Raw genomic sequence first — 26,508 nt, forward strand, 5'->3', positions numbered from 1 at the left:
TAATGGAAAAGATAATAGGGATCAACGCTGTAAATGAAGCGATAGAATCTAATGTAAATATTGAATATATAGAAATATTTACAGGAGTTAGACCTGAGCAGGTAGCTAAGCTGAAAACCAAAGCCAGCAAGAAAAATATAATCGTCAAAGCAAGTAAGAAAAAGATTGAAAATTCTCAGGGAGTAGTAGCTTATATAAGTGACTATGATTACTATATAACTTTTAAAGAGTTTTTAGAAAGTGCTGTGAAGGAAGAAAAATCAACTGTGCTTATCTTAGATGGAGTACAGGATCCTAGAAATTTTGGTGCCCTTATTAGGAGTGCAGAGATTTTTGGTGTAAAGGGAATAATAATCCCAGAAAGAAATTCGGTAAAGATAAATGAGACTGTAGTAAAAACATCTACAGGAGCTATTGAGCACGTTAGCATCATTAAGGTGAAAAATATAGCTGAAACAATCGATCAGTTAAAAAAATATGATTTCTGGATCTATGGTGCAGAAGGAAGTGCAAAAAAATATTATCATGAGGAAAACTATCCTGCTAAAACAGCCTTAGTTTTAGGTAGTGAAGGATTTGGTATAAGGAAGAAAGTAAGAGAGCATTGCGATATTTTAATAAAAATACCTATGAAAGGTAAGATAAACTCATTGAATGTGTCGGTTGCAGGTGGAATTCTACTATCGGAGATATCAAAAAATCGATAAGAAAAATCGATCATAATATTAATAGAAGATTGTCTTTAATAGGATTTTAACGGGGGTAAAAATTTTGGGAGAGAGAGCGAGATTTGAAGTTACTGAAGAAATATTAGAGGAAGCAAAAAGTGGAAATGAGGAAGCTGTAGGGATGGTAGTGGAAAACTATAAAGGTTTTGTTATGATGAATGCCAAGAACTATTTTTTACTGGGTGCTGAAAGAGACGATCTTATTCAAGAAGGAATGATTGGACTATTAAAAGCTATTAGAGCGTATGATACGGAGAAGGCTGCGTCATTTAAAACTTTTGCCACGATTTGTGTAAAAAGGCAGATAATTACGGCTATAAAAAAAGCTAACTCCAACAAAAATAAAGCATTGAATACATCTATTGGTATAGAAAATGAAAATAAAGAAACCAATAGAGAGATAGAATATTTTAGGGGATTAAAATCTTATCAATCGTATAATCCAGAAGAGTTGGCTCTATCTAAAGAGCAGATGAATGGGTTGAAAACTTATTTAGAAAGAAAATTGAGTCCGTTAGAAACATCTGTTTTTAGATATATGGTAAAAGGATATCCGTATAAAGAGATTGCGGAAAAAATGGGTGAAAAGGTAAAGGCAGTTGATAATGCCATCCAAAGGATAAAAAGAAAAAGTGAGTTATGGCTGGATACATATAAAGGATTAAGTTAGGTTTATACCTACCTTAATCCTTTGTGATATAAATAAAAAAATATAAAAAATATAGAGTAGGAGCGTAGTAGATGAGAGAATATATGTTTAATGAGATTGAAAAGAACTTGCAAAAAACATGGGACGGGAAAAAAATATTTGAAACAAAGAATAAAGTTGAAGGAAAAGAAAATTATTATGTGTTAGAGATGTTGCCGTTCCCATCAGGGAAACTGCATATGGGACATGTAAGAAATTATACTATAGGTGATGTAATCGCTAGATATAAAACAATGAAAGGTTATAATGTCCTTCACCCAATGGGATGGGATTCATTTGGGTTGCCTGCAGAAAATGCAGCTATTCAAAATGGTGCACATCCAGCTGAATGGACAGTAAAAAATATAGAATATATGAAGGACCAGTTAAAAATGTTAGGACTTTCATATGACTGGGATAGGGAGATAGCTTCTTATAAGCCGGATTATTATAAATGGAATCAATGGATCTTTAAAAAGATGTATGAAAATGATTTAGTATATAGAAAAAAATCTACAGTTAACTGGTGTCCAAAATGTGATACAGTATTAGCCAATGAACAAGTAGAAGATGGTAAGTGCTGGAGACATGGAGATACAGATGTAATTCAAAAAGATTTAACACAGTGGTTCTTTAAGATAACTAAATATGCAGATGAATTATTAAAGGGACACCAAGAGATAAAAGAAGGATGGCCGGAAAAAGTAATTACTATGCAGAAAAACTGGATAGGTAAATCTTTTGGTACTGAAATATCTTTTGATTTAGAAGGAACTGAGGAAAAATTACCGATGTTTACTACTAGGATAGATACTTTATATGGTGTAACATATTGTGTAATAGCTCCAGAACATCCAATGGTAGCAGAGATATTGGCTGAAAAACCTGAGATCAAAGATGCAGTAGAAGCTATGAAAAATGAAGATATGATAGCTAGAACTGCCGAGGGTAAGGAAAAAAATGGAGTGTTTACAGGAAGATACTTGATCAACCCAATAAATGGTGAGAAAGTAGAACTTTGGATAGCTGATTATGTACTTATGAACTATGGAACAGGAGCTGTTATGGCTGTACCGGCTCATGATGAGAGGGATTTCGCTTTTGCAAAGAAATATGACCTTCCTATGAAAGTAGTTATAAATCCTATAGAAAAGAAAACTAAAGAAGAGATAAAAATAGATGTAAAAGAGATGAAAGATGCATTTATTGGAAAAGGGATAATGACAAATTCTGATAAGTTTGATGGTATGTCTTCTAAAGAAGCACTAACTAAAGTAGCAGAACATGTAGAAGAGCTAGGATTTGGAGAAAGAACAGTAAAATATAGATTAAAAGATTGGGGAGTGTCTAGACAAAGATATTGGGGAACTCCTATTCCAGCTATATACTGCGATAAATGTGGAATAGTAATGGAATCAGATGAGAATTTGCCTGTTAAATTGCCTATGGATATTGAATTCTCAGGAAATGGAAATCCATTGGAAACGTCAGAAGAATTTAAAAATGCAACTTGTCCAACGTGTGGAGGAGCTGCTAAGAGAGAGACAGACACAATGGATACCTTTGTAGATTCATCTTGGTATTACTTGAGATACTGTGATCCAAAAAATACAGATCTACCAATCGATAAAAATATAGCTGACAGCTGGTCTCCTGTAGATCAATATATTGGAGGAGTAGAACATGCTGTAATGCATCTATTATACTCTAGGTTCTTCCATAAAGTTCTTAGAGATATGGGATTACTATCTACAGATGAGCCTTTTAAGAGGTTGTTAACTCAAGGAATGGTATTGGGACCGTCATATTATGAGAAGAGTACAGGAACATATCTATTCCCAAATGAAACTGAGATAAAGGATGAAAAAACATATTCGAAAGCTACAGGTGAAGAGTTAGTTGTCAAGGTAGAAAAGATGTCTAAATCTAAAAATAATGGGGTAGATCCATTACATATAATTACTGAATATGGCGCAGATGCTGCCAGATTATTTACAATGTTTGCTGCACCACCGGAAAAAGAATTAGAATGGAATGAAAATGGATTAGCTGGATCATCTAGATTCTTAAACAGAGTTTGGAGAATGGTTGTTGAAAATAAAGGATATTTTGAAACGGGAAGTATAGATTTAGAGAAGGTTTCTAAAGCGGATAAAAATGTGATTATGAAGTTACACCAGACAATCAAAAAAATAACTGCATCTATCGAGGATAACTATCACTTCAATACCTCTATTGCAGCTAACATGGAACTTATAAATGAGTTACAAGATTTTAAAGCAAATATATTAGATAATGGAGAAACAACTAGTGAATCTAAAAAGGTATTTACAGAAACTGTAAGAACTATGATAATAATGTTGTCGCCATTTGCTCCTCATATTACCGATGAATTATGGGTAGAATTGGGAGAAACAGGTCACTTATTCGAGATGGCTTGGCCTACTCATATAGAAGAGTTGACTATTTCTGATGATGTGCAGATCGGTGTGCAGGTAAATGGTAAGTTAAGAGCAACTTTAGATGTTTCTAGAACTATTACAAAGGAAGAGTTAGAAGCTTTAGCTTTAGCGGCTCCTAACGTGATTAAGTTTACAGAAGGAAAAACTATAGTCAAGAAGATAGTTGTTCCAGGAAGAATAGTAAATATAGTAGTAAAATAAAAAAGGAGGAAACAGTTATGAAGAGAATTTTAGTTGTGTTGATATTTACCGTAATGTCATTAAATGCTTTGGCTTTAGACATATGGGTAAAAGGTGGGGTTATTCAAGGTACAGGAAGTAAACAGATGGAAGACCCGGGATATAATGCTGGGTTGGAACTTAGTCAAGGGTTCTTAGGTTTTGTAGACCTGGGAGCAGGTGTGGCTTATAATGGGAACTTAAAATATGAGAATGCCTCAGTGCAGGAAAACATTGGATATGACTTGGCTCCTGTATATGTTTTTGCAAAATTTAATATCATACCAGTAGCTGTGAAACCTTATGTAGTGGCTAGACTGGGAAAGAACTTTGTGGTAAATGACAGTACAGATTACCATGGAAAGTCTGAAGCTGATGGAGGCGCCTATGGAGCTGTAGGAGTAGGAATAGAGTTCTTGGATTCTTTCCAAGGAGAACTTCTTTACTCGATCTCTGAAGTGAAAAATAATCCCAGTGGAAAAGATAATGTAGAGATGGTATCGTTGACTTTAGGGTATAATTTCTGGTAAGAAAAAAATTAACAATAAACTAATTTTTTTCTAAGGTCGTTCTAAGATAACAGTGGTAATATGTGTACATGAAAAGTAGTAACTTTTTCATAACTCTCTCCGAACCCTTGATATTTTCAAGGGTTCTTTTAATTTTTTTGACTAAAAATTATACAAGAAACCACGAGGAAACGTGGGTTTTAAAGGGGGAGTTCAAGGTCATAAAAATAATACAAAAAAGATATAAAAAAACTTTGAAAATTATTGACTTTTTGTATTATGTATGATATCATTATCTATGTTTGTGAGCGAATTTTTGGCTCATGCACCACAATTAAGTTGTGGGAGGATAGCAATTCCGATATGATGAGTGGAGGTGTAAAGAAATGAGAGTAAACATTTTAATGGAATGTACAGAATGTAAGAGAAGAAACTACAGTACTTCTAAAAACAAAAAAAACACGGATGGTAGAATTGAATTAAAAAAATACTGTAAGTGGGACAAAAAAGTAACTATGCATAAAGAAACTAAGAAGTAATTCTTGGAAAAGACATAGCTTAACAACATGCAGTTCAGTGGCTCAATTGGTAGAGTAACGGTCTCCAAAACCGTGGGTTTAGGGTTCGAGTCCCTACTGGACTGCCATTTTATACTTTAAGGTGGTTAATATGAATACTTTGTTACAGAACGTTAAGACTGAATATAAGAAAGTTGTATGGCCTAACAAAGATGAAACTGTTAAGTCAACATTACTTGTTGCAGCTATGAGTGTCGCGGTGAGTATCTATGTAGGTGCTTTTGACGTGATAGCTTCGAGGATACTTAGGATGATAGGTACCTTTTTTGGAGGGTAATTTATGGAAAGAACAATAGAAAAAAAGTGGTATATGATTCATACATATTCCAGTTATGAAAAAAAAGTGAAAGCTGACTTAGAAAAAAGAATTCAAACACTTGAATTAACAGATAAAGTTTTTAGAATTGTAGTACCTGAAGAAGAAATAAAAGAAGTTAAGAACGGTAAAGAAAAAATCGTTTTTAGAAAATTATTTCCAGGTTACGTAATGATAGAAATGGAAGCAGTTAGAGAAGAGACAAATGACGGTATCTGGTATAGTGTTGACTCTGATGCATGGTATGTAATCAGAAACACTAACGGTGTTACAGGATTTGTTGGTATTGGATCTGATCCTATCCCTATGGAAGACGAGGAAGTAGTAACTATCCTTAGATTCTTAGGAGAAGAAGGAGAAGAAAAACCTGAACCAAAGGAAGAGATCATATTGGATTTCGAAATTGGGGATATGGTAGAACTGCTTGAGGGCGGTTTTGTTGGAAGTGTTGGAGAAGTTAATAGTATTGACTTGGAACACGGAAAAGTAAAAATAATGATAGATATGTTTGGTAGAATGACTCCTGTAGAGATTGGGGTTAATGAAGTTAAGAAAGTAATGTCTTAATAGAATAACTAGATCTTTTCAAAGGTGGGAGAGTAAATCATTAAAACCACAAGGAAATTATGGAGGTAGCAAAAAATGGCAAAAGACGTAATCGGATTAATTAAATTACAATTACAAGCAGGGAAAGCAAACCCAGCACCACCAGTTGGACCGGCATTAGGTCAACATGGTGTAAACATTATGGAATTCTGTAAAGCATTCAACTCAAAAACTCAAGATAAGGCTGGATTCATAATACCAGTGGAGATCAAAGTTTATTCTGATAGATCTTTCACATTCGTATTAAAAACTCCACCTGCATCAGACTTATTAAAGAAAGCAGCTGGAATCAAATCAGCAGCTGGAAATTCAAAGACTGAAGTTGCTGGAACAGTAACTAGTGCACAAGTTCAAGAGATTGCTGAAACTAAAATGGCAGACTTAAACGCTGGATCATTAGAAGCAGCTATGAGTATCATTGCAGGATCTGCAAGATCAATGGGAATCAAAATAGAAGGTTAATTTTAATTCGATATTTTAAATTTCAATATATATCACATTGTTGATAATTAAGTGGTAGGACGAGAGTTCGCTTAAGCCACATAAGGAGGAAAAGTAATAATGGCAAATAAGAAAGCTAAGAAATACGTAGAAGCTGCTAAATTAGTAGAGACTGGTAAATTATATGAAGTTAAAGATGCATTAGAATTAGTTGCAAAAACTAAAACTGCAAACTTCGTAGAAACTGTTGAAGTTGCATTAAGATTAGGAGTAGATCCTAGACATGCTGACCAACAAGTAAGAGGAACTGTAGTATTACCTCATGGTTCTGGTAAAGTAACTAAAGTATTAGTAATCACTCAAGGTGAAAACATGCAAAAAGCATTAGATGCAGGAGCAGACTATGCAGGAGCAGAAGAATATATCGAGCAAATCCAAAAAGGTTGGTTTGATTTTGATGTAGTAATCGCTACACCAGACATGATGCCTAAGTTAGGAAAATTAGGTAGAACTTTAGGAACTAAAGGTTTAATGCCTAATCCTAAATCAGGAACTGTAACTACTAACGTAGAGCAAGCAGTATCTGAATTCAAAAGAGGAAAACTTGCATTCAGAGTAGACAAATTAGGATCTATTCATGTAGGAATTGGAAAAGTAGATTTCACAGATGAGCAAATTGAAGATAACTTCAGAGCGTTCATGGCAGAAATCAACAGATTAAAGCCATCAGCAGCGAAAGGTCAATACCTTAGAACTGTAGCTTTATCATTAACTATGGGACCTGGAATCAAAATTGATCCTATCCTAGTTTCTAAGTACTTAGAAGCTTAATTAATTAAAGTTTAACTTTTTTTAAACTATAAATTGAACTAAAGACAGTAGGTGGTGTAAACCGTAAATCCTACCGAGGTTTATACAGTTTTGAATACAAAGCTTATAACCTCACCTATCAGAAATGATCTCTGTCTTTAACTAAACCTTTAGTCAGAGATCATTTTAATTTAAAGAGGAGGTGACTAGAAGAATGGCAACTGAAGCGAAAAAATTAGTAGTAGCAGAATTAGCTCAAAAAATCAAAGACGCTAAAACAATCGTACTTGTAGATTATCAAGGTATCAACGCAAAAGATGATACTGAGATCAAGAAGCAATTAAGAGAAACTGGATCTGAATACTTAGTAGCTAAGAATAGATTATTCAGAATAGCTTTAACTGAAGCAGGTGTAGCAGACTCATTTGACGATCTTTTAGAAGGAACTACAGCATTTGCGTTTGGATATGAAGATGCAGTAGCACCAGCTAAAGTGGTTTACGAATTTGGTAAAGGGAAAAAAGATTTATTTAACATCAAAGGTGGTTACTCTGAAGGGAAAAGAGTTGAGATTTCTGAAATAGAAGCATTAGCAACTTTACCATCAAGAGAAGCATTATTATCTATGGTATTAAATGGAATGTTAGGACCAATCAGAAAGTTAGCATACGGTGTCGTAGCTATCGCTGATCAAAAAGAAGAGGCGTAATTCTCTGCTTTAAAATATGATCGTTAGATCAAAATAAATTAAAAATATCAAGGTATAGCTATGAGCTTACCAAATAAAAATTAGGAGGAACATAAAAATGGCATTTAACCAAGAAACTTTCATCGCTGATTTAGAAGCAATGACTGTATTAGAATTAAAAGAAGTAGTTGAAGCATTAGAAAATCACTTTGGAGTAACAGCAGCAGCACCAGTAGCAGTAGCAGGAGCAGGGGCAGAAGCAGCAGAAGAAAAAACTGAATTTGACGTAATCATCAAATCAGCAGGAGCTAAGAAAATAGCTGTAATCAAAGAATTAAGAGCTATCACTGGATTAGGTCTTAAAGAAGCAAAAGCAATGGCTGAAGAAGCTGGAGCAAAAGTTAAAGAAGGAGTTTCTAAAGACGAAGCAACTGAAGTTGCAGCTAAATTAGAAGCAGCTGGAGCAGAAGTAGAAGTTAAGTAATTAACTCTCTAAGTTCAAAATTGACTAATTGAATAAAATAGGGCACTCTTTTAGCTTAGAGTGCCCTATTTAATCATTGAAAAAAGTAAACAAAATATAAAATAAATTTATCAAAGATTAATAGTTCATATGTTGGGTAATGATGAAAATCAGCCTAAGATATTAACTATTAATTTTCAATGATATAAAGATAAGGAGCGTGAATTGATGACAAAGCTTATTAAAAGAACTAGTTTTGGAAGGATAAAAGAGAGAGGTACAATGCCTCATTTCTTAGAATTCCAATTAAACTCGTATGAGGACTTTTTACAGGCTAAAAAAGATCCTACTTCAAGAGAGAACAAGGGATTAGAGTCGGCCTTTAAGGAGATATTTCCAATAGAATCTTCTAATGGTGACATTAAATTAGATTATGTAGGGTATGAGTTACATGAAAATGAACCTCCATTAAATGACGAATTAGAATGTAAAAAAAGAGGAAAGACTTTTTCATCTTCTTTAAAAGTTAGACTTAGATTAGAAAATAAAAAAGCAGGTAACGAAATACAAGAGAGCTTAGTTTACTTCGGAGAGATCCCTAGAATGACTGAACATGCTACATTCATAATAAATGGTGCAGAAAGAGTAGTTGTTTCGCAACTACATAGATCACCAGGTGTATCTTTTACTAAGGAAGTAAATATCCAGACAGCTAAAGATATGTTTACTGGTAAGATAATCCCATACAAGGGAACTTGGTTAGAGTTTGAAACTGACAAAAATGATTACTTAAATGTAAAAATAGACAGAAAGAAAAAAGTATTAGCACCTGTATTCTTAAAAGCCGTAGATTTCTACGAAACTAATACAGAGATAATGGAAGATCTATTAGAAACTAAAGTGAAAGATCTTACAGAATACTATGAAAAATACTCTAACAGAGACGAATTATTATCTGTTCTTAGAACTAGAATAGAAGGAAGTTTCATAAAGGAAGACGTTTATGATGAAGAAACTGGAGAGATCATCTTAGAAGCAGAGAGTGTTATAGATGAAATGACAGTAGAAAAGATCATAGATGAAAAATTAGAAACTCTTACTTACTGGGAAGTTAAACCTGAAGATAAGGTATTAGCTAATTCACTATTAGACGATACAACTGAAAATTCAGATGACGCTGTAATGGAAGTATTCAAAAAACTAAGACCAGGAGATATGGTAACTGTAGATTCAGCTAGATCTCTTATCAGACAAATGTTCTTCAACCCGCAAAGATATGACTTTGCCTCAGTTGGTAGATACAAGATGAATAAAAGATTAAAATTAGATGTTGCAGAAGACATAGTTGTATTAACTAAAGAAGATGTAATGGCTACTATCAAATATGCAATAGCATTATATGGTGGAGACGGACATACAGATGATATAGACAACCTTTCTAACAGAAGGGTAAGAGGAGTAGGAGAACTACTTCATATGCAAATCAGATCAGGATTAGCTAAGATGAATAAGATGGTAAAGGAAAAAATGACTGTACAAGATGCATCTGCACTTACACCACAATCATTATTAAACACTAGACCACTTAATGCACTTATCTTAGATTTCTTCGGATCAGGTCAATTATCACAATTCATGGACCAATCTAATCCATTAGCAGAGTTAACTCATAAGAGAAGAATATCTGCATTAGGACCTGGAGGACTTTCAAGAGAAAGAGCTGGATTCGAGGTTAGAGACGTACATGATTCACATTATGGAAGAGTTTGTCCAATAGAAACTCCAGAGGGACCAAACATCGGACTTATAGGATCTTTAGCAACTTATGCTAGAGTTAATAAATATGGATTCATGGAAACTCCATATGTAAAAGTAACTGATGGAGTAGCTAATTTCGAAGATATTAGATACTTAGCAGCAGATGAGGAAGAGGGATTATTTATTGCCCAAGCCGATACTGTAATGGATGAAGAAACACATGAAATCACTGGTGATGGATTATGTAGATTTGGACATGAAGTTGTATGGGTAGACGGTAAGAAGATAGATTACTTAGATGTATCTCCTAAACAAGTAGTATCTGTATCAGCTGGGTTAATTCCTTTCTTAGAGCATGATGACGCCAATAGAGCATTAATGGGATCAAACATGCAAAGACAAGCAGTACCTTTACTTAGAGGAGAAGCTCCATTCGTTGGAACTGGTCTTGAGAGAAAGGTAGCAGTAGATTCAGGAGCCGTTGTTGTTTCTAAAACTACTGGTGAGGTAACTAGTTTAGATGCCAGCCAAATAATAATAACTGAAAAAACAAAAAATGGTAGTAGAGACCATGTATATAAAATGTTAAACTTTGAAAGATCTAACCAAGCTATGTGTTTACACCAAACACCATTAGTGAACATGGGTCAAAAAGTAGAAGTAGGAACTATATTAGCTGATGGACCATCTACAAAAGGTGGAGACTTAGCACTTGGAAGAAATATCTTGATGGCATTCATGCCTTGGGAAGGATATAACTTCGAGGATGGAATCTTGATATCTGACAGACTTAGAAAGGAAGATGTGTTTACTTCACTTCATATAGAAGAGTATGAAGTAGATTCTAGATCTACTAAGTTAGGAGATGAAGAGATAACTAGAGAGATCCCTAATGTAGGAGAAGAAGCTCTTAGAAACTTAGATGAAAGAGGAATCATAAGAGTCGGAGCAAAAGTAGGACCAGGAGATATCTTGGTAGGAAAGACTACTCCAAAAGGAGAGACTGAACCACCTGCAGAAGAAAAATTATTGAGAGCTATCTTTGGTGAAAAAGCCAGAGACGTAAGAGATACATCTCTTAAGATGCCTCACGGTTCTAAAGGTACAGTAGTAGAGATCTTAGAATTAGCTAGAGAAAATGGAGATGAATTAAAAGCTGGGATCAATAGATCTATCAGAATATTCATCGCTGAAAAGAGAAAGATAAACGTAGGAGATAAAATCTCTGGACGTCATGGAAATAAAGGGGTAATCTCAAGAGTATTACCTGCAGAAGATATGCCATTCTTAGAAGATGGAACACATGTTGATATCGTACTTAACCCACTAGGGGTACCATCAAGAATGAATATCGGGCAAGTACTAGAGGTACATTTAGGACTAGCTCTTGGATTTATGAAAGATGAAGACGGAGACGACGGTGTTTACATCGAAACTCCAGTATTTGATAGTGGAGATAAAGAGTCTGGTGGCCATGAGGCAACTATCAAGAACTACTTAGAAGAAGCTGGATTTGATAGATCTGGTAAGGTAAACTTAATAGATGGTAGAACAGGACAACCATTTGATAATCCTGTAACTGTAGGACGTATGTATATCCTTAAACTTCATCATTTAGTTGAAGATAAGATGCATGCTAGAGCAATCGGACCATACTCATTAGTAACTCAGCAGCCATTAGGTGGAAAAGCACAATTTGGTGGGCAAAGATTAGGAGAGATGGAAGTTTGGGCACTTGAAGCATATGGAGCTTCTAGCATCTTACAAGAGATGTTAACAGTGAAATCAGATGACGTTATGGGTAGAACTAAGACTTATGAAGCCATCGTTAAAGGTGAAGAGATGCCAGAAGCAAGTTTACCAGAATCATTTAAAGTATTATTAAAGGAATTCCAAGCATTAGCATTGGATATCGAATTATTCGATACCGAAGGTGACGTAATAGATGTTTCAAGTGACTTAGCAAAAGAGGAAATCATCACTGAATTCTCATTGGCAGACTTAAAAGAAGAAGATTAATCAAACGAGCAGTTTGAAATTATAGATAGGGTTATAAAAGACAGAATATAGCAGGGAAAGGTGTACTTTCCCTGCTAAAACCTGCCCTTAAAAAGCTTATTTTTGAAAAGATTTAATTAAGGAGGCTATTTAATAGTATGGGAATAAAAAACTTCGAAAAAATTAGAATTAAACTTGCATCCCCAGATAAGATCCAGGAGTGGTCATTTGGAGAGGTAACAAAACCAGAAACAATAAACTATAGAACATTAAATCCTGAATTTGATGGTTTATTCTGTGAAAGAATATTCGGACCAACAAAGGACTGGGAATGTGCTTGTGGAAAATATAAGAGAATGAGATACAAAGGCCTTGTATGTGAAAAGTGTGGGGTTGAAGTAACTAAATCAAAAGTAAGAAGAGAAAGAATGGGACACATCCAATTAGCAGCACCAGTAGCACATATCTGGTACTCTAAAGGAACTCCTAATAAGATGGCTCTTTTAATCGGTATATCTCCAAAAGAATTAGAATCGGTACTTTACTTTGCTAGATACTTAGTATTAAGTCCTGCTGATACTGGTTTAGAAGTTGGAAAAATATTAACTGAAAGAGAATATAAGTTATATAGACAGCAGCATGGAAAAGCTTTTGAAGCTAAGATGGGTGCTGAAGGTATCTTAAAATTATTGGAAAGAATAGATCTTAAAAAATTATCTAAAGAATTAGAGAAGGATTTTGAAGAGGTTACTTCTGCTCAAAAAAGAAAAAAATTAGTTAAGAGATTAAAAGTTGTAAGAGACTTATTATCTTCTGAAAATAGTCCTGCTTGGATGATACTTAAGAGTGTTCCTATCATTCCTGCTGATCTTAGACCAATGGTACAATTAGATGGTGGAAGATTTGCGACTTCAGACTTAAACGATCTATATAGAAGAGTAATCAATAGAAATAATAGATTAAAGAAGTTATTAGATATTGGTGCACCTGAGATCGTAGTAAAAAATGAAAAAAGAATGTTACAAGAAGCTGTAGATGCCCTTATCGACAACGGTAGAAGGGGTAAACCAGTAGTGGCTCAAAATAATAGAGAGTTAAAGTCATTATCAGATATGCTTAAAGGTAAGCAAGGAAGATTTAGACAAAACTTACTAGGAAAACGTGTGGACTACTCAGCAAGATCGGTAATCGTAGTAGGACCAACGTTAAAATTACACGAATGTGGAATTCCTAAGAAGATGGCATTAGAATTATATAAGCCATTTATCATGAGAGAATTAGTAAAGAGAGAGATCGCAGGAACTATCAAAACTGCTAAGAAATTAGTAGAAGATGCAGATGACTGTGTATGGGAAGTAATCGAAGACGTAATCGCTGATCATCCAGTATTATTAAATAGAGCCCCAACACTACATAGATTATCTATCCAAGCTTTCCAACCAGTATTAATTGAAGGTAAAGCAATCAGATTACATCCATTAGCATGTTCAGCATTTAATGCCGACTTCGATGGAGACCAAATGGCAGTACATTTAGTATTATCACCAGAATCTATCATGGAAGCGAAAACTCTTATGATGGCATCAAATAATATTATCGCACTATCAAATGGTGAACCTATAATTGTACCATCTCAAGATATGGTAATGGGTTGTTTCTATATGACAAAGGAAAAGCCAGGAGCTAAAGGAGAAGGAATGAACTTCTCAAATAAAAACCAGGCGATAACAGCTTACCAAAATGATATCATCGAAACACACGCGATTATTAACGTAAGAATGGGTGAAAACGAAGATAGAAACATGGTAACTACAACTGTAGGAAGACTTTTATTCAACGCATTATTACCAACTGAAGCTAAGAGATATGATGTAACATTTGGTAAGAAGCAGTTAAAAGAATTAATTACAGATTTATTTAAAACTCAAGGATTTACTATCACAGCTAAGTTAATCAATGACATCAAAGACTTTGGTTTCCATTATGCATGTTTCGCAGGAATAACTGTAGGAATAGAAGATATGACAATTCCTGAAACTAAAAAAGATATCTTAGCAAAAGCTGACCAAGACGTAGCTGATATCAACAATGCTTATAAAAATGGTGAGATCATCAATGAAGAAAGATATAGAAGAACAGTTGCAATCTGGTCACAAGCTACCGAAGATGTAACTACAGACATGATGAAAGGTCTAGACGACTTTAACCCAGTAAACATGATGGCCAACTCAGGTGCCAGAGGTTCCATCGCACAGATGAGACAACTAGCTGCCATGAGAGGACTAATGGCTGATACAACTGGTAAGATCATTGAAGTACCTATCAAAGCCAACTTTAGAGAAGGACTGACAGTAATGGAATTCTTCATGTCATCACATGGAGCAAGAAAAGGACTAGCAGATACGGCTCTAAGAACAGCTGACTCGGGTTACTTAACAAGAAGACTAGTAGATATATCACATGAAGTTATTGTAAATGAAGACAATTGTGGAACTCATGAAAACATCGAAGTTGCCAACCTGATTTCAGAAGGTAACATCATTGAATTCTTACATGAAAGAATCTTAGGTAGAGTAATCGCAGAAGATCTTTATCATAATGATGAATTATTATACCCTAGAGATACAATGATGAACGAAGAGATAGCACAAATTATCGTAGATAAAGGTGTTAGATCAGTTAAGATCAGATCTCCGTTGACATGTGCTCTTGAAAAGGGAGTTTGTAGAATGTGTTATGGTAGAGATTTATCTAACCATAGAGATATCCTATTAGGAGAAGCTGTAGGAGTAATCGCAGCCCAATCCATCGGAGAACCTGGTACACAGCTTACAATGAGAACTTTCCATACAGGAGGAGTTGCATCGACATCGATCGCTCAAAATACTATTAAAACAGAAAATGATGGTGTTGTAGAATTCCAAGAGATTAGAACTTTATTAAATAAGGAAACTAATGAATTACAAGTAGTTTCTCAAGGTTCAAAAATAATCGTTGGAACATACGAATATACAGTAACAACTGGTTCAATCTTAAGGGTTGAAGAAGGACAAACAGTAAAAGCTGGAGATACACTAACAGAATTTGACCCATACAATATCCCTATTATTGCTGAAAAAGATGGTAGAATTGAATATAGAGAACTATTCATCAAAGAGATATACGATGAAAAATATGATGTTACGGAATATCTTGCAATCAAACCAGTAGAAACTGGAGACGTTAACCCAAGAGTTATTATATTTAACTCTAAGGATGAAAAAGTTGCAGAATATGTAATTCCATATGGAGCATACTTATTGATGAAAGAGGGAGATAAAGTATACGAAGGAGACATCGTAGCTAAGATCATCCCAGAAACATCAGGAACAAAAGACATCACTGGAGGTCTTCCAAGAGTACAAGAATTATTCGAGGCTAGAAACCCTAAAGGTAAGGCTATCTTAACTCAAATTGATGGTAAGGTAGAAGTTACTGGTAAGAAGAAGAAAGGTCAAAGAATAATCTTAGTAAGATCGACAGAAGATTCTGAAATAGTTAAAGAATACTTAGTTCCAATGGGAGAACATTTAATTGTTACCGATGGAATGATAATTAAAGCCGGAGACAAGTTGATTGAAGGTGTTATTTCACCACATGACGTCCTTGAGATCAAAGGTTTAGTAGAAGCAGAGCAATTTATCCTAGAATCTGTACAACAAGTATATAGAGACCAGGGAGTTTCGGTAAATGATAAACATATCGAGATCATTGTTAAGCAAATGTTTAAGAAAGTAATAATCCTAAATGCAGGTGGATCATTATTCCTAGAGGAAGAAGTTATCGAAAAGAGAACTGCAGACCTTGAGAATAAGGCACTTAGAGAAGCTGGTAAGAAAGAAATAGAGTATAAATCTGTAATCCAAGGTATTACCAAGGCAGCAGTAAATACTGATAGTTTCATCTCAGCAGCATCATTCCAAGAAACTACTAAGGTTCTTTCAAATGCAGCAATTGCAGGAAAGGAAGACTACTTAGAAGGATTAAAGGAAAACGTAATCATAGGTAAGAGAATACCAGCAGGTACAGGATTCCATGAATACGAAGATTTACATATAAAGACTGTAGAAGAAAATTAAAAGATAGGCGACGTAGTCGCCTATTTTACTATAAATATACTAGATCCCCTCAACGATTTTATGAAATTTTATGATTATTGAAATTCATTTTAACTTATAATTCTTATAGAAAAAATGAAATACAAATAATTAAGTATTTTTTTCAGTTGTAAAGAAAGGGATAAGAGTTATTAAAGGAGAATAAATATGGGAAGAGGAAGATTATTTGTTGTATCTGGTCCAAGTGGAGCAGGGAAATCAACAGTATGCAAACAAGTTCGCAGAGACCTAAATATTAATTTGGCTACCTCAGCAACTACCAGATCTCCTAGAGAAGGGGAAGAAAATGGTAGGGAATATTATTTTTTAACTTTGGAAGAATTTGAAAAAAGAATAGAAAATGATGAATTTTTAGAGTATGCTAATGTACACGGAAATTATTACGGGACATTAAAATCTGAAGCAGAATTTAGATTAGGACGTGGAGAAAATGTAGTCTTAGAGATAGATGTGCAGGGTGGAATTCAAATAAAGAAAAGGTTTGATGATGCATGTTTAGTTTTCTTTAAAGCACCTAATGAAAAAATATTAGAGCAAAGACTTCGTGGAAGAGGAACTGAACCTGAAGAAACTGTCCAGTTAAGATTAAAAAATTCATTGAAAGAGATGGCTTTTGAAGATGAATATGATCATGTGATAGTAAATGAAACTGTAGATAAATCTGTGTTGGAATTGATAGAAATAATAAAAAAAGAAAGTAATTAATACTGGAGGAATAAAAATGAAAAAGAAAGTAACTTATGATGAATTATTAGAAAAAGTACCTAACAAATATAAATTAGCAATGACACTAGGTAAAAGATATGGTCAAATAGTAGCTGGAGAAGCTCCTTTAGTAAAAGTAAGAAAAAAAGATACTGTAGCAGAGATTGCAAGTAAAGAAGTTATAGAAGGTAAAGTAGAGTTAGTGAGAGGAAATATAGAGGGATAGTATGAAAAAAATTCTATTGATTTTTATCTTGTTACTCCTAATTGGATGTGGAAAAAAAGAAAAGAAAAAAATAGTAGAGAGAAAATTTGCCTTCGGGACTATGATAGATATGGTAGTTTATTCTGAAAATTCTACACAAGCTAAAAAAGCTATAGAGCTTGCTTTTGAGGAGATTGAAAGGATAGATGACAAATTTAATACTCATAAAGAGGATAGTGTTATCTATAAGATGAATCATAACCCAGGGAAATTTTTTGAGTTGGATAGTGAGGGTTTATACTTGTTTTCAGGTGTGAAACAAACTTATAATTTGAGTAAAACTAAGTATGATATCACTATAACACCGCTGATGAAAGTTTGGGGTTTTTTCGATGAATCTGATAGGGTGAAGATCCCTGAAAAGGATGAATTGGAAAAAGCTATTAGAATGGTAGATTACAATAATTTAGAAGTTACAGGGAATAAAATAAGACTGAAAACTTCTAAAAATGAGATAGATACAGGATCATTTCTAAAGGGATATGCTATCCATAGAGCGAAGATTGTATTAGCTGAAAATGGAGTGGAACATGCCTTTATAAGTGCTATATCCAGTATTGAAACATTGAATACAAAACCAGAAGGGGAATTTTGGAAGGTGGGGTTACAAAATCCAGAAGATCCTTCTAAGGTGTATCATATAATCGGAGTAGATGATAAATCTATGGGTGTATCTGGAGATTATCAGATCTATGTAGAGATAGATGGTAAAAAATATCATCATCTGATAGATAGAAAAACTGGATATCCAGTGAGAGATAGAAAGATGGTAGTAGTTATCGGAGAAGATGGTTTTTTTGCTGACATGTATTCTACTGCTTTTTTCTCTATGCCGATAGAAGATGTAATGGATTATGTCAATAATACAGATGACTTAGAGGTAATGATAGTAAAAGCTGATATGTCTGAAGTATTTAGTGATGGATTTAAAAAGTACATGGTTAAATAATATATACAGTAGGTGTAATTTATAATTACACCTATTTTTATATCAAAAATATAACAATTGCTGGATAAATATAGTATAATTGTTGTGGAATTAAAACTAGTAAGGGGGAGAGAGATGGAAGAGAGAAAAAAAGGATTTACATTGATAGAACTGTTAGTAGTTATAGCAATAATAGGGATATTAGCCACTACGTTAGCTCCTAAATTAAGGGAACAATTAGCTAAGGCAAAGGATTCTAAAGCGATAGCGGTGTTGGGGTCTGCAAGAACAGTTGGGGATATAATATTAGTTGAAAAAATGATTTTAGATTCAACAAGCGGAGGAACTATTTATATAACTACGCAAGAAATATATGATAAATTAGATTCAAAAGCTCAGGAAATACATGATAGAGGGAATCCAAATTATTTAAAAATAGGTGGAAGTAAGGATGAGAATAGTGAAACTATTAAATATGGAGGGTTTGTTCATTATAATGCTTCAGGACCTGGGAATATAGAAATAAAAGAAGATTCTTTGGATTTATTTCTAGAGCCATATACAGGAGTAGAAGTATATAGCATGGAAGGGAAAAAATGGGGTGAATATTAAAAATATTAACCTAGGAGCCAAATAATTGTTTGGCTTCTTTTAATTTTCTATAATAAAAATAACCTTAAAATATAAAAAAATTAATTTTGAAAAAGGCAAAATATAAACTATACTTAAACTGAATGAAATTATACTTATATATCACTTACTTAAATTAAGTTCGACACCTTAGGTGAAACAAAAATTTATAGGGGGAAAATGATTATGGTTAATTTATTGTTATTGGGAATAGTTGGTGGGCTGTTAGCATTGGTAGCTTCATATTTTTACGCTACAAAAGTTAATAAATATGAAATTAATGATGTTAAGGTCGAAGAGATAACTGAAGCAATCAGAGAGGGTGCCATGGCATTTTTATGTGCTGAATACAAGGTATTGGTATGGTTTGTTTTAGGAGTTTCGGTTTTATTAGGAGTATTTTTAAGTCCGTATGTGGCACTTACCTTTATATTGGGAGCAATTACATCAGCAGTTGCTGGAAATGTAGGGATGAGGATAGCTACTAAAGCTAATGGAAGAACCGCTATAGCGGCAAGAGATGGAGGTCTTTCAAAAGCACTTGATGTAGCCTTTGCAGGTGGAGCTGTTATGGGGTTAGCAGTAGTAGGTTTAGGACTTATAGGTGTTTCAGCATTGACTATAATATTTGGCGGAAACATGGAAATTATAACAGGATTTGGAATGGGAGCATCGTCTATTGCCTTATTTGCTAGAGTAGGTGGAGGAATCTATACTAAAGCAGCCGATGTAGGTGCAGACTTAGTAGGAAAGGTCGAAGCAGGAATACCTGAAGATGATCCGAGAAATCCGGCAACTATTGCAGATAATGTAGGAGATAATGTAGGAGACGTAGCAGGAATGGGAGCCGATTTATTTGAATCATATGTAGGTTCAATGATAGCTACTATGGCATTAGGAGCTACTCTTTCAGGACTTATGCCAGGACAAAGAATGGCGCTGATTATGGCACCAATTTTAATAGCGTTCGTAGGGATTATAGCATCTATAATCGGAACATTTACTGTAAAAACAGATAACCCAGATGAGGTTTATCATAAATTAGAAAATGCAACTAGAATATCTGGTGCATTAGCATTATTAGGAGCATTTGGAGTTATAAAATACTTAGGAATTCCAATGGGTGTATTTTATGCAATCGTTTCAGGGTTAGTAGCAGGATTAGTTATAGCTTATTTTACAGGATTATATACTGATACAGGTAAAAAATCAGTAAATAGAATATCAGATGCAGCTAAAACTGGACCAGCAACTGCAATAATCGAGGGATTAGCTGTAGGGATGGAATCAACTGTAGCACCTATAATAGTGATAGTAATAGCTATTTTAGCGGCCTTTAACTTTGCAGGACTCTATGGAATAGCCATTGCAGCAGTAGGTATGCTATCAACAACAGGAATGGTAGTAGCAGTAGATGCATATGGACCAGTAGCAGACAATGCAGGTGGAATAGCTGAAATGTGTAACTTACCAGAAGAGGTAAGAGCTTGTACAGATAGATTAGATGCAGTAGGAAACTCTACAGCAGCAGTAGGAAAAGGTTTTGCCATTGGATCAGCAGCACTTACGGCATTATCACTATTTGCAGCCTATAAGCAGTCGATAGAGGCTCTGTCAGGAAGGTCATTGGTAATTGATATAACTAATCCTAAAGTAATAGCAGGATTATTCATTGGTGGGATGCTTACATTCTTATTCTCAGCTCTAACGATGACAGCGGTAGGGAAAGCAGCTATGGAGATGGTAGAAGAGGTTAGAAGACAATTTAGAGAAAATCCAGGGATTATGGATTATACAGTTAAACCTGATCATAAAAAATGTATAGATATCTCTACAAAATCATCACTTAAGGAAATGGTAATACCAGGATTATTGGCAGTATTAGCTCCAGTAATTGTTGGGTTATGGTCTCCAGAAGCTTTGGGAGGATTATTAGCAGGAGCACTTGTGACAGGAATATTAATGGCTATCATGATGGCAAATGCAGGTGGAGCTTGGGATAATGCTAAAAAGCAGATAGAAGCAGGTTATGGTGGAGATGGAAAAGGATCTGACAGACATAAAGCAGCAGTAGTAGGAGATACAGTAGGAGATCCATTTAAAGATACTTCTGGACCATCATTAAATATCTTGGTTAAACTTATGTCTATAGTTTCATTGGTATTAGTTCCATTATTTATATAATGTGATAATAAAATTATAAATTTAGAGCCAGAGAATTTTCTCTGGCTCATATTGACTTCTAATCAGTAATTTTAAAATAAAAACAAAAATATTCAAAATAGTATTAAAAATACTTGAAATAATGAATATTATGAGATATACTGAATGTAGTATCAAAATAAATTAAGATGGTGTTTTTATGAGATTTAGAAATGAAGATTTGGATAAGGTTATAACACAATTGAATATTGTAGAAGTTATAGGCGAATATGTCGATTTAAAGAAGACAGGTTCTAACTATAAAGGTCTTTGCCCATTTCATAAAGATACTAATCCTTCCTTTATGGTAAGTACCTCAAAAAACATATATAAGTGTTTTGTTTGTGGTGCAGGTGGAAATGTTATTAAATTCTATATGGAATATAATAAGTTAACCTATGGGGAAGCAGTTTATGAACTTAGTAAAAAATATAATTTGGATATAACTCCTATAAGTGGAAATAATTCAGAGGATAGAAATAAGAAATATTATAAGATATTAGATGAAGCACTTTCATTTTTTAAGGAAAATATTTTTTCTAATTCTGGAAGGGAAGCGCTTTCTTACCTAAACAATAGGGGAATGCAGCCTGATTTTATAAGGGAAAATAATTTAGGTTATGCACTGAATGGCTGGGATTCTCTGTATGATCATTTGATAAAAAAAGGGTATGATCCTCCGATCCTATCTAAGTTAGGTTTAATAAAGAGTGGGGATAAGGGGTATTATGATACCTTTCGTGACAGGATAATCTATCCAATTTACTCACCAGGTGGAAATGTAATCGCTTTCGGTGGTAGAACAATGAGTGATAGAAAGGATATTGCAAAATATTTAAATTCACCAGAAACCCCTGTATTTCATAAGGGCCGAAACCTCTATGGAATAAAAAATAAGGGGAATAGTATTAGAAGAAAAAATTATGCCCTCCTAATGGAAGGTTATATGGATGTATTGGCAGCTCATGCCTATGGGTTTGATGTGGCATTGGCTCCTCTGGGAACGGCTTTTTCTAATGAACAGGCTGAACTTTTAAAAAGATATACATCCAATGTAATAATCGCTTTTGATATGGATAATGCCGGAAGGGTTGCCAGTGAAAAAGCTAGTCTAGTCTTAAAAAGATATGGATTTAATATAAGGGTTTTAGAACTTAAAAATGCTAAAGATCCCGATGAATTTTTAAAAAAATATGGTAAGACTGAATTTTTGAAATCAGTAAAAAACTCAAAGGAGATCTTTGATTTTTTATATGATTATTATGTTAAGGAATATGATCTAAGTAATTTTATGGCAAAACAAAATTTTATAGGTAGATTTAAGGAATTTTTTCTATCTGTAGAAACTGATTTGGAAAAAAGCTTGTATTTGAATAAATTATCAGTATCTTTAGGGATGGAAAAAGAGGTTGAAATATTAAAAAAAATCTTAATCCAAAACAATGAAGGTGCTAGGATACCTAAAAGAATAGAGAAACCTATTTCAAAAACAAGATCATTAAAAATAGATGAATTGGAATTAGAAACATTAAAACTTTGTTTAAAGGATAAAAAATATTTTAAAAAATTTAAAAATAAGACTATAACGTCTCCCTTTGTTCAAAATATATTTGATACAATTGAGCAAAATGGAGAAAAGAACTATATAACAGAACTACTACGTGGGAATTTTTTTAAGTTAGAGGAGGAAGAGGAAGAGATAATACTCAATATATCTACAGAACTTTCTGCTAAAAATGAAGATGACATTATGAATACTTATATTGAGGTTTATAAGAGGTGGTTCGTAAAAGAGATCGATGAAAAGATGGGGTTTTTTAAAACAAATGATATAAAATCATTTTTAAGTTGTAAAAAAATAAAGGAAAAAATAATTGGTGATATAAAGATAGATGATTTAGAGGAAAATTATAAAGAATTTATTTCTATGAAAATTTGATTTGTAAGTGTTGAGGAGGCAAGATGAAAAATTTTATTAAAAATGGGAAAGTCCGTGAAATTATAAAGAAGGCTTTAGAAGACAAGATTATGTCTTTTGAAGAGATAAACAGTAAACTTCAAGATGATTTTGCTCCAGAAAAAATAGAAACCCTGATCAATGGGATGATCAACCAGGGGATAAAAGTAGTAAGTGAAAAAGAGTTAAAGAAAAAGACTGAAGCTAAGGAAAAAACTGCTAAAACAACAAAAACAAAATCAATGATAGTAAAATCTGGTCTGCCAGAAGATGACTCTGAATTTGATCCTAAAAAAGTAAAGGAAGTAACTAAAGAGGAATTGGATACTAAGAACTTACTTGTAGGTGGAGTATCTGTAGATGAACCTATAAAGATGTATCTGCGTGAAATTGGTCAGGTTCCATTATTAAAACATGCTCAAGAGATAGAATTAGCTAAATTATCTGATGATGGAGATGAATGGGCTAAAAATCAACTTGTAGAAGCTAACTTAAGACTGGTTGTAAGTATAGCGAAGAAACATACTAATAGAGGACTTAAATTATTAGATTTAATTCAAGAGGGAAATATTGGTCTGATGAAAGCTGTTGGAAAATTTGAACATGCCAAAGGATATAAATTTTCTACATATGCTACATGGTGGATTCGTCAAGCTATAACAAGAGCGATAGCTGACCAAGGTAGAACTATAAGGATACCGGTACATATGATTGAAACAATAAATAAGATAAAGAAAGAAGCTAGAATCTATCTGCAAGAGACAGGTAAGGAAGCTACACCTGAAATTTTAGGTAATAGATTAGGAATGGAAACTGAAAAAGTAAAAACTATTTTAGAAATGAACCAGGATCCAATTTCATTGGAAACTCCAGTAGGAAGTGAAGAAGACAGTGAATTAGGAGATTTCGTAGAGGATAACAATATGCTGAGTCCATACGAAGAAACTCATAAAACTTTATTAAAGGAACAATTAAATGAAGTTTTATGCAGCCTGAGTGATAGAGAGGAAAAAGTTCTAAGATTTAGGTATGGTTTAGATGATGGATGTCCAAGAACCTTAGAAGAAGTTGGAAAGATCTTTAAAGTAACTAGGGAAAGAATTAGACAGATCGAAGTAAAAGCTTTGAGAAAACTAAGACACCCTAGTAGAAGAAAGAAATTAGAAGACTTTAAAACAGTATAAGAATTAATCATAATAAAAAAAGTTTATCTGCTATGCAGATAAACTTTTTTTTAGTTTCTTAAAGAAAACCAGTGAGTGATATTTTTCTTTTTAGCAGGATTTCTATATTTATGAGCTTGGAATTTCTCAATATAGATAGAATCTCCTTCACCTAAAGTGTAAAGCTTGTTATTTAACTCTATTTCTAAATTACCCTCAATAACAACTCCTACTTCATCATAGTTGTGTCCCCAAGAAAAGTCACTGTGTTGATTATCATCTGAAATAGTGATAGATATACCATTTAACGCATGGTTAGCATTGGTTAGGGTTTGTATAGTGATATCTCCTTGCTCCGATTCAAAGATAGATTTTCTTTCGTTTCTTCTAGTAATTGGAGATTGTTCGTTGACATCTTGTAAAACTTCCATAAGGTTAACTTCTAAAGCTTCACAAATTTGTTGAAGATTACTGATAGATGGACTATTTTGTCCTCTTTCTATATTACTGATAAATCCAACTGACAGGCTGGTTTTACCTGAAAGATCCTTTATAGTCATTTTTTGTTCTTTTCTAAAAAACTTAATTTTTTCTCCTAAATTCAAGGTATATTCCTCCTAAATCTAAATGTTAATGTATATTTTACGTTTATCTTAATTTTCCAATTTTAAAACGATCTATGTAAATCTAAAAAAAATCATATTTTAAGGCAAAACGTAATATTTTGAAACATTGTATTTTATTTAACACTTCATTATATCATAAAAACTAATATATTAAAAACTGAAGTTTCGTACAATAGGTTCAAAAAAATGAATTTTTTTAAACAGCAAACAACACTAAGTGTTAAGTTATAATTAAATTTTGTCAACTATGTTTGATTAAATTGTTTTTTTTTTGGAAAAAGCACACTTTTATTCAGAAAAGTGAAATTTTTATTTGAATATAGTGAATTTTATGTTATACTAAATAAGCACGTTAGGGAAAATTGTTCGTTGAAACAATTAAAATATTTAGGAGGAAAAAAAATTATGGAAATGTTAAAAGGTATTGCATTATTATTATTAGTGCTTTCAATATTCTCTTTATTCAGTTTAAAGATGCCAAAAGGGATGAAAGCAATGGGAGCATTAGCAAATGCAGCAGTAGCAACTTTTTTAGTCGAAGCTTTTCAAAGATATGTTGGTGGAGATTTAATAGGAATAGAATTTTTAGGTAAAGTCGGAGATTCATCGGGATCGATGGGTGGAGTAGCAGCAGCTACCTTAGTTGCATTAGCTTTAGGTGTATCACCAGTTTATGCAATGTTAATAGGTGCAGCAGTATTAGGTTACGGAATAATACCTGGATTTGTAGCAGGATATGTATTGGCGTTTATAGTACCTAAAATAGAGAAAAAAGCACCAGCAGGATTAGATTTAATAATCTGTTTAGTATTAGTAGCACCAGCAGCAAGAGGGATAGCGTTATTAGCTGATCCAGTAGTTAACCAAACATTATTAAACATTGGTTCTGTAATCACAGCAGCGACTACTAAGAGTCCAATGGTAATGGGAATTGTTTTAGGTGGAGTAATTACAGTAGTAGCAACAGCACCACTTAGTTCAATGGCACTTACAGCAATGTTAGGATTAACTGGATTACCAATGGCAATAGGAGCTTTAGCAGTAATGGGATCATCTTTCTTAAACCCTGTTTTATTCCACAGATTAAAATTAGGAAACAAAGAGACTGTAATAGCAGTAGCTATTGAACCGTTAACACAAGCTGACGTTATATCTGTAAACCCAATTCCAGTATTTGTTACGAACTTTATTGGAGGAGCTTTAGCAGGATTAGTAGTAGTTCACTTTGGTTTAATTAACAATGCAGTAGGAACAGCAACACCTATCGCAGGTTTAGCAGTAATGTTTGGATTTAATCCAGCAATAACAGTAATCAAAGCAGCTTTATTATGTGCAGCAGCAGGAGCATTCAGTGGATTTTTAGGATCAGTTATCTTTAAAAATTATAAAATAATACCAGCTGATGTTGTTAGAGGAACAAAATAAAATTAAAAAAGTATAGAATAATGATAGGTTTAGGGAATTCTTCCTAAACCTATTTATAATTTATGAAGTACAGTTTGAACTATTATAGACCTTAAAAGACTATAAAAGCACAATAATACGAACTTTATATGGAAGAAAGTTTGTAAAATATAAAAATTATGTTATAATATAGTATAAAAAATATTA

At 33.5% G+C, this 26,508-nt stretch carries 22 protein-coding genes, 1 tRNA gene and 1 other annotated feature; of the genes, 22 read left to right on the top strand and 1 reads right to left on the bottom strand.

The window, feature by feature from the left end; genetic code table 11:
- The first annotated feature begins 2 nt into the window (after positions 1-2).
- The 21 genes from rlmB (at position 3) to rpoD (ending at position 24,292) form a co-directional block, all read left to right on the top strand.
- On the top strand, positions 3-707 hold the full coding sequence (gene rlmB, locus K337_RS0101645; RefSeq protein WP_028855031.1) for a 23S rRNA (guanosine(2251)-2'-O)-methyltransferase RlmB: 705 nt from the start codon (positions 3-5) through the stop codon (positions 705-707).
- Between the two features lie 64 nt (positions 708-771).
- Entirely contained in the window at positions 772-1,398 is a 627-nt protein-coding gene (locus tag K337_RS0101650) for a sigma-70 family RNA polymerase sigma factor (protein WP_051251559.1), read from the top strand.
- 71 nt (positions 1,399-1,469) lie between these two features.
- Positions 1,470-4,079 (top strand): leucine--tRNA ligase, encoded by a 2,610-nt coding sequence (gene leuS / locus K337_RS0101655; RefSeq protein WP_028855033.1) that lies wholly within the window; start codon positions 1,470-1,472, stop codon positions 4,077-4,079.
- A 17-nt stretch (positions 4,080-4,096) separates the two neighbouring features.
- Complete coding sequence (locus K337_RS0101660; protein ID WP_028855034.1) at positions 4,097-4,627, top strand: outer membrane beta-barrel protein; 531 nt, start codon at positions 4,097-4,099, stop codon at positions 4,625-4,627.
- A gap of 365 nt (positions 4,628-4,992) precedes the next feature.
- The gene (gene rpmG, locus K337_RS0101665; protein ID WP_028855035.1) at positions 4,993-5,145 is read left to right on the top strand and encodes a 50S ribosomal protein L33; all 153 of its coding nucleotides are present in this window, start codon (positions 4,993-4,995) and stop codon (positions 5,143-5,145) included.
- 31 nt (positions 5,146-5,176) lie between these two features.
- Positions 5,177-5,252: transfer RNA gene (locus tag K337_RS0101670), tRNA-Trp, on the top strand.
- Between the two features lie 32 nt (positions 5,253-5,284).
- Positions 5,285-5,461: a preprotein translocase subunit SecE gene (secE, locus tag K337_RS0101675; RefSeq protein WP_245584860.1), complete on the top strand. Its 177-nt coding sequence runs from the start codon at positions 5,285-5,287 to the stop codon at positions 5,459-5,461.
- Positions 5,462-5,464: 3 nt separating this feature from the next.
- Positions 5,465-6,067, top strand: a complete 603-nt coding sequence (gene nusG, locus K337_RS0101680) for a transcription termination/antitermination protein NusG (RefSeq protein WP_028855037.1) — start codon at positions 5,465-5,467, stop codon at positions 6,065-6,067.
- Between the two features lie 75 nt (positions 6,068-6,142).
- On the top strand, positions 6,143-6,568 hold the full coding sequence (rplK, locus tag K337_RS0101685) for a 50S ribosomal protein L11 (RefSeq protein ID WP_028855038.1): 426 nt from the start codon (positions 6,143-6,145) through the stop codon (positions 6,566-6,568).
- A gap of 99 nt (positions 6,569-6,667) precedes the next feature.
- Complete coding sequence (rplA, locus tag K337_RS0101690; protein WP_028855039.1) at positions 6,668-7,378, top strand: 50S ribosomal protein L1; 711 nt, start codon at positions 6,668-6,670, stop codon at positions 7,376-7,378.
- A gap of 20 nt (positions 7,379-7,398) precedes the next feature.
- Positions 7,399-7,555: a sequence feature (ribosomal protein L10 leader region), on the top strand.
- A 16-nt stretch (positions 7,556-7,571) separates the two neighbouring features.
- A complete protein-coding gene (gene rplJ, locus K337_RS0101695) occupies positions 7,572-8,066 on the top strand; it encodes a 50S ribosomal protein L10 (RefSeq protein ID WP_028855040.1) in 495 nt (164 codons plus the stop codon).
- 97 nt (positions 8,067-8,163) lie between these two features.
- Positions 8,164-8,529 carry a 50S ribosomal protein L7/L12 gene (gene rplL / locus K337_RS0101700; RefSeq protein WP_028855041.1) on the top strand — a complete coding sequence of 122 codons (366 nt, stop codon included), beginning with the start codon at positions 8,164-8,166 and terminating at the stop codon, positions 8,527-8,529.
- A 207-nt stretch (positions 8,530-8,736) separates the two neighbouring features.
- On the top strand, positions 8,737-12,285 hold the full coding sequence (gene rpoB, locus K337_RS0101705) for a DNA-directed RNA polymerase subunit beta (protein ID WP_028855042.1): 3,549 nt from the start codon (positions 8,737-8,739) through the stop codon (positions 12,283-12,285).
- Between the two features lie 137 nt (positions 12,286-12,422).
- Positions 12,423-16,382, top strand: a complete 3,960-nt coding sequence (gene rpoC / locus K337_RS0101710; protein ID WP_028855043.1) for a DNA-directed RNA polymerase subunit beta' — start codon at positions 12,423-12,425, stop codon at positions 16,380-16,382.
- Between the two features lie 186 nt (positions 16,383-16,568).
- Positions 16,569-17,126 (top strand): guanylate kinase, encoded by a 558-nt coding sequence (gmk, locus tag K337_RS0101715; RefSeq protein ID WP_028855044.1) that lies wholly within the window; start codon positions 16,569-16,571, stop codon positions 17,124-17,126.
- Positions 17,127-17,142: 16 nt separating this feature from the next.
- On the top strand, positions 17,143-17,352 hold the full coding sequence (rpoZ, locus tag K337_RS0101720) for a DNA-directed RNA polymerase subunit omega (RefSeq protein ID WP_028855045.1): 210 nt from the start codon (positions 17,143-17,145) through the stop codon (positions 17,350-17,352).
- A gap of 1 nt (position 17,353) precedes the next feature.
- The gene (locus K337_RS0101725) at positions 17,354-18,340 is read left to right on the top strand and encodes an FAD:protein FMN transferase (protein ID WP_028855046.1); all 987 of its coding nucleotides are present in this window, start codon (positions 17,354-17,356) and stop codon (positions 18,338-18,340) included.
- A 114-nt stretch (positions 18,341-18,454) separates the two neighbouring features.
- A complete protein-coding gene (locus tag K337_RS0101730) occupies positions 18,455-18,931 on the top strand; it encodes a type II secretion system protein (protein WP_028855047.1) in 477 nt (158 codons plus the stop codon).
- A gap of 198 nt (positions 18,932-19,129) precedes the next feature.
- A complete protein-coding gene (locus K337_RS0101735; RefSeq protein ID WP_051251560.1) occupies positions 19,130-21,133 on the top strand; it encodes a sodium-translocating pyrophosphatase in 2,004 nt (667 codons plus the stop codon).
- A gap of 178 nt (positions 21,134-21,311) precedes the next feature.
- Positions 21,312-23,090 carry a DNA primase gene (dnaG, locus tag K337_RS0101740; RefSeq protein ID WP_028855049.1) on the top strand — a complete coding sequence of 593 codons (1,779 nt, stop codon included), beginning with the start codon at positions 21,312-21,314 and terminating at the stop codon, positions 23,088-23,090.
- 23 nt (positions 23,091-23,113) lie between these two features.
- Entirely contained in the window at positions 23,114-24,292 is a 1,179-nt protein-coding gene (gene rpoD, locus K337_RS0101745) for an RNA polymerase sigma factor RpoD (RefSeq protein ID WP_028855050.1), read from the top strand.
- A gap of 50 nt (positions 24,293-24,342) precedes the next feature.
- On the opposite strand, the gene K337_RS0101750 is transcribed toward rpoD, so the two are convergent.
- A complete protein-coding gene (locus K337_RS0101750; protein WP_028855051.1) occupies positions 24,343-24,876 on the bottom strand; it encodes a helix-turn-helix domain-containing protein in 534 nt (177 codons plus the stop codon).
- Positions 24,877-25,302: 426 nt separating this feature from the next.
- Here K337_RS0101750 and K337_RS0101755 point away from each other — a divergent pair, with 426 nt between their 5' ends.
- The gene (locus K337_RS0101755; protein WP_028855052.1) at positions 25,303-26,322 is read left to right on the top strand and encodes a PTS sugar transporter subunit IIC; all 1,020 of its coding nucleotides are present in this window, start codon (positions 25,303-25,305) and stop codon (positions 26,320-26,322) included.
- Positions 26,323-26,508 lie beyond the last annotated feature (186 nt).

Source organism: Psychrilyobacter atlanticus DSM 19335, assembly GCF_000426625.1.
In the GTDB taxonomy this organism is placed as follows: Bacteria; Fusobacteriota; Fusobacteriia; order Fusobacteriales; family Fusobacteriaceae; genus Psychrilyobacter; species Psychrilyobacter atlanticus.

What these genes read in the sequence shown, in the direction of transcription:
- rpoD (WP_028855050.1), top strand. Translation starts at nt 23,114, where the DNA reads ATGAAAAATTTTATTAAAAATGGGAAAGTCCGTGAAATTATAAAGAAG.
- K337_RS0101660 (WP_028855034.1), top strand. Translation starts at nt 4,097, where the DNA reads ATGAAGAGAATTTTAGTTGTGTTGATATTTACCGTAATGTCATTAAAT.
- dnaG (WP_028855049.1), top strand. Translation starts at nt 21,312, where the DNA reads ATGAGATTTAGAAATGAAGATTTGGATAAGGTTATAACACAATTGAAT.
- gmk (WP_028855044.1), top strand. Translation starts at nt 16,569, where the DNA reads ATGGGAAGAGGAAGATTATTTGTTGTATCTGGTCCAAGTGGAGCAGGG.
- rplA (WP_028855039.1), top strand. Translation starts at nt 6,668, where the DNA reads ATGGCAAATAAGAAAGCTAAGAAATACGTAGAAGCTGCTAAATTAGTA.
- K337_RS0101735 (WP_051251560.1), top strand. Translation starts at nt 19,130, where the DNA reads ATGATTATGGTTAATTTATTGTTATTGGGAATAGTTGGTGGGCTGTTA.
- leuS (WP_028855033.1), top strand. Translation starts at nt 1,470, where the DNA reads ATGAGAGAATATATGTTTAATGAGATTGAAAAGAACTTGCAAAAAACA.
- rplJ (WP_028855040.1), top strand. Translation starts at nt 7,572, where the DNA reads ATGGCAACTGAAGCGAAAAAATTAGTAGTAGCAGAATTAGCTCAAAAA.
- K337_RS0101725 (WP_028855046.1), top strand. Translation starts at nt 17,354, where the DNA reads ATGAAAAAAATTCTATTGATTTTTATCTTGTTACTCCTAATTGGATGT.
- rpmG (WP_028855035.1), top strand. Translation starts at nt 4,993, where the DNA reads ATGAGAGTAAACATTTTAATGGAATGTACAGAATGTAAGAGAAGAAAC.
- K337_RS0101755 (WP_028855052.1), top strand. Translation starts at nt 25,303, where the DNA reads ATGGAAATGTTAAAAGGTATTGCATTATTATTATTAGTGCTTTCAATA.
- rpoZ (WP_028855045.1), top strand. Translation starts at nt 17,143, where the DNA reads ATGAAAAAGAAAGTAACTTATGATGAATTATTAGAAAAAGTACCTAAC.
- rlmB (WP_028855031.1), top strand. Translation starts at nt 3, where the DNA reads ATGGAAAAGATAATAGGGATCAACGCTGTAAATGAAGCGATAGAATCT.
- nusG (WP_028855037.1), top strand. Translation starts at nt 5,465, where the DNA reads ATGGAAAGAACAATAGAAAAAAAGTGGTATATGATTCATACATATTCC.
- rplL (WP_028855041.1), top strand. Translation starts at nt 8,164, where the DNA reads ATGGCATTTAACCAAGAAACTTTCATCGCTGATTTAGAAGCAATGACT.
- rpoB (WP_028855042.1), top strand. Translation starts at nt 8,737, where the DNA reads ATGACAAAGCTTATTAAAAGAACTAGTTTTGGAAGGATAAAAGAGAGA.
- rpoC (WP_028855043.1), top strand. Translation starts at nt 12,423, where the DNA reads ATGGGAATAAAAAACTTCGAAAAAATTAGAATTAAACTTGCATCCCCA.
- rplK (WP_028855038.1), top strand. Translation starts at nt 6,143, where the DNA reads ATGGCAAAAGACGTAATCGGATTAATTAAATTACAATTACAAGCAGGG.
- K337_RS0101730 (WP_028855047.1), top strand. Translation starts at nt 18,455, where the DNA reads ATGGAAGAGAGAAAAAAAGGATTTACATTGATAGAACTGTTAGTAGTT.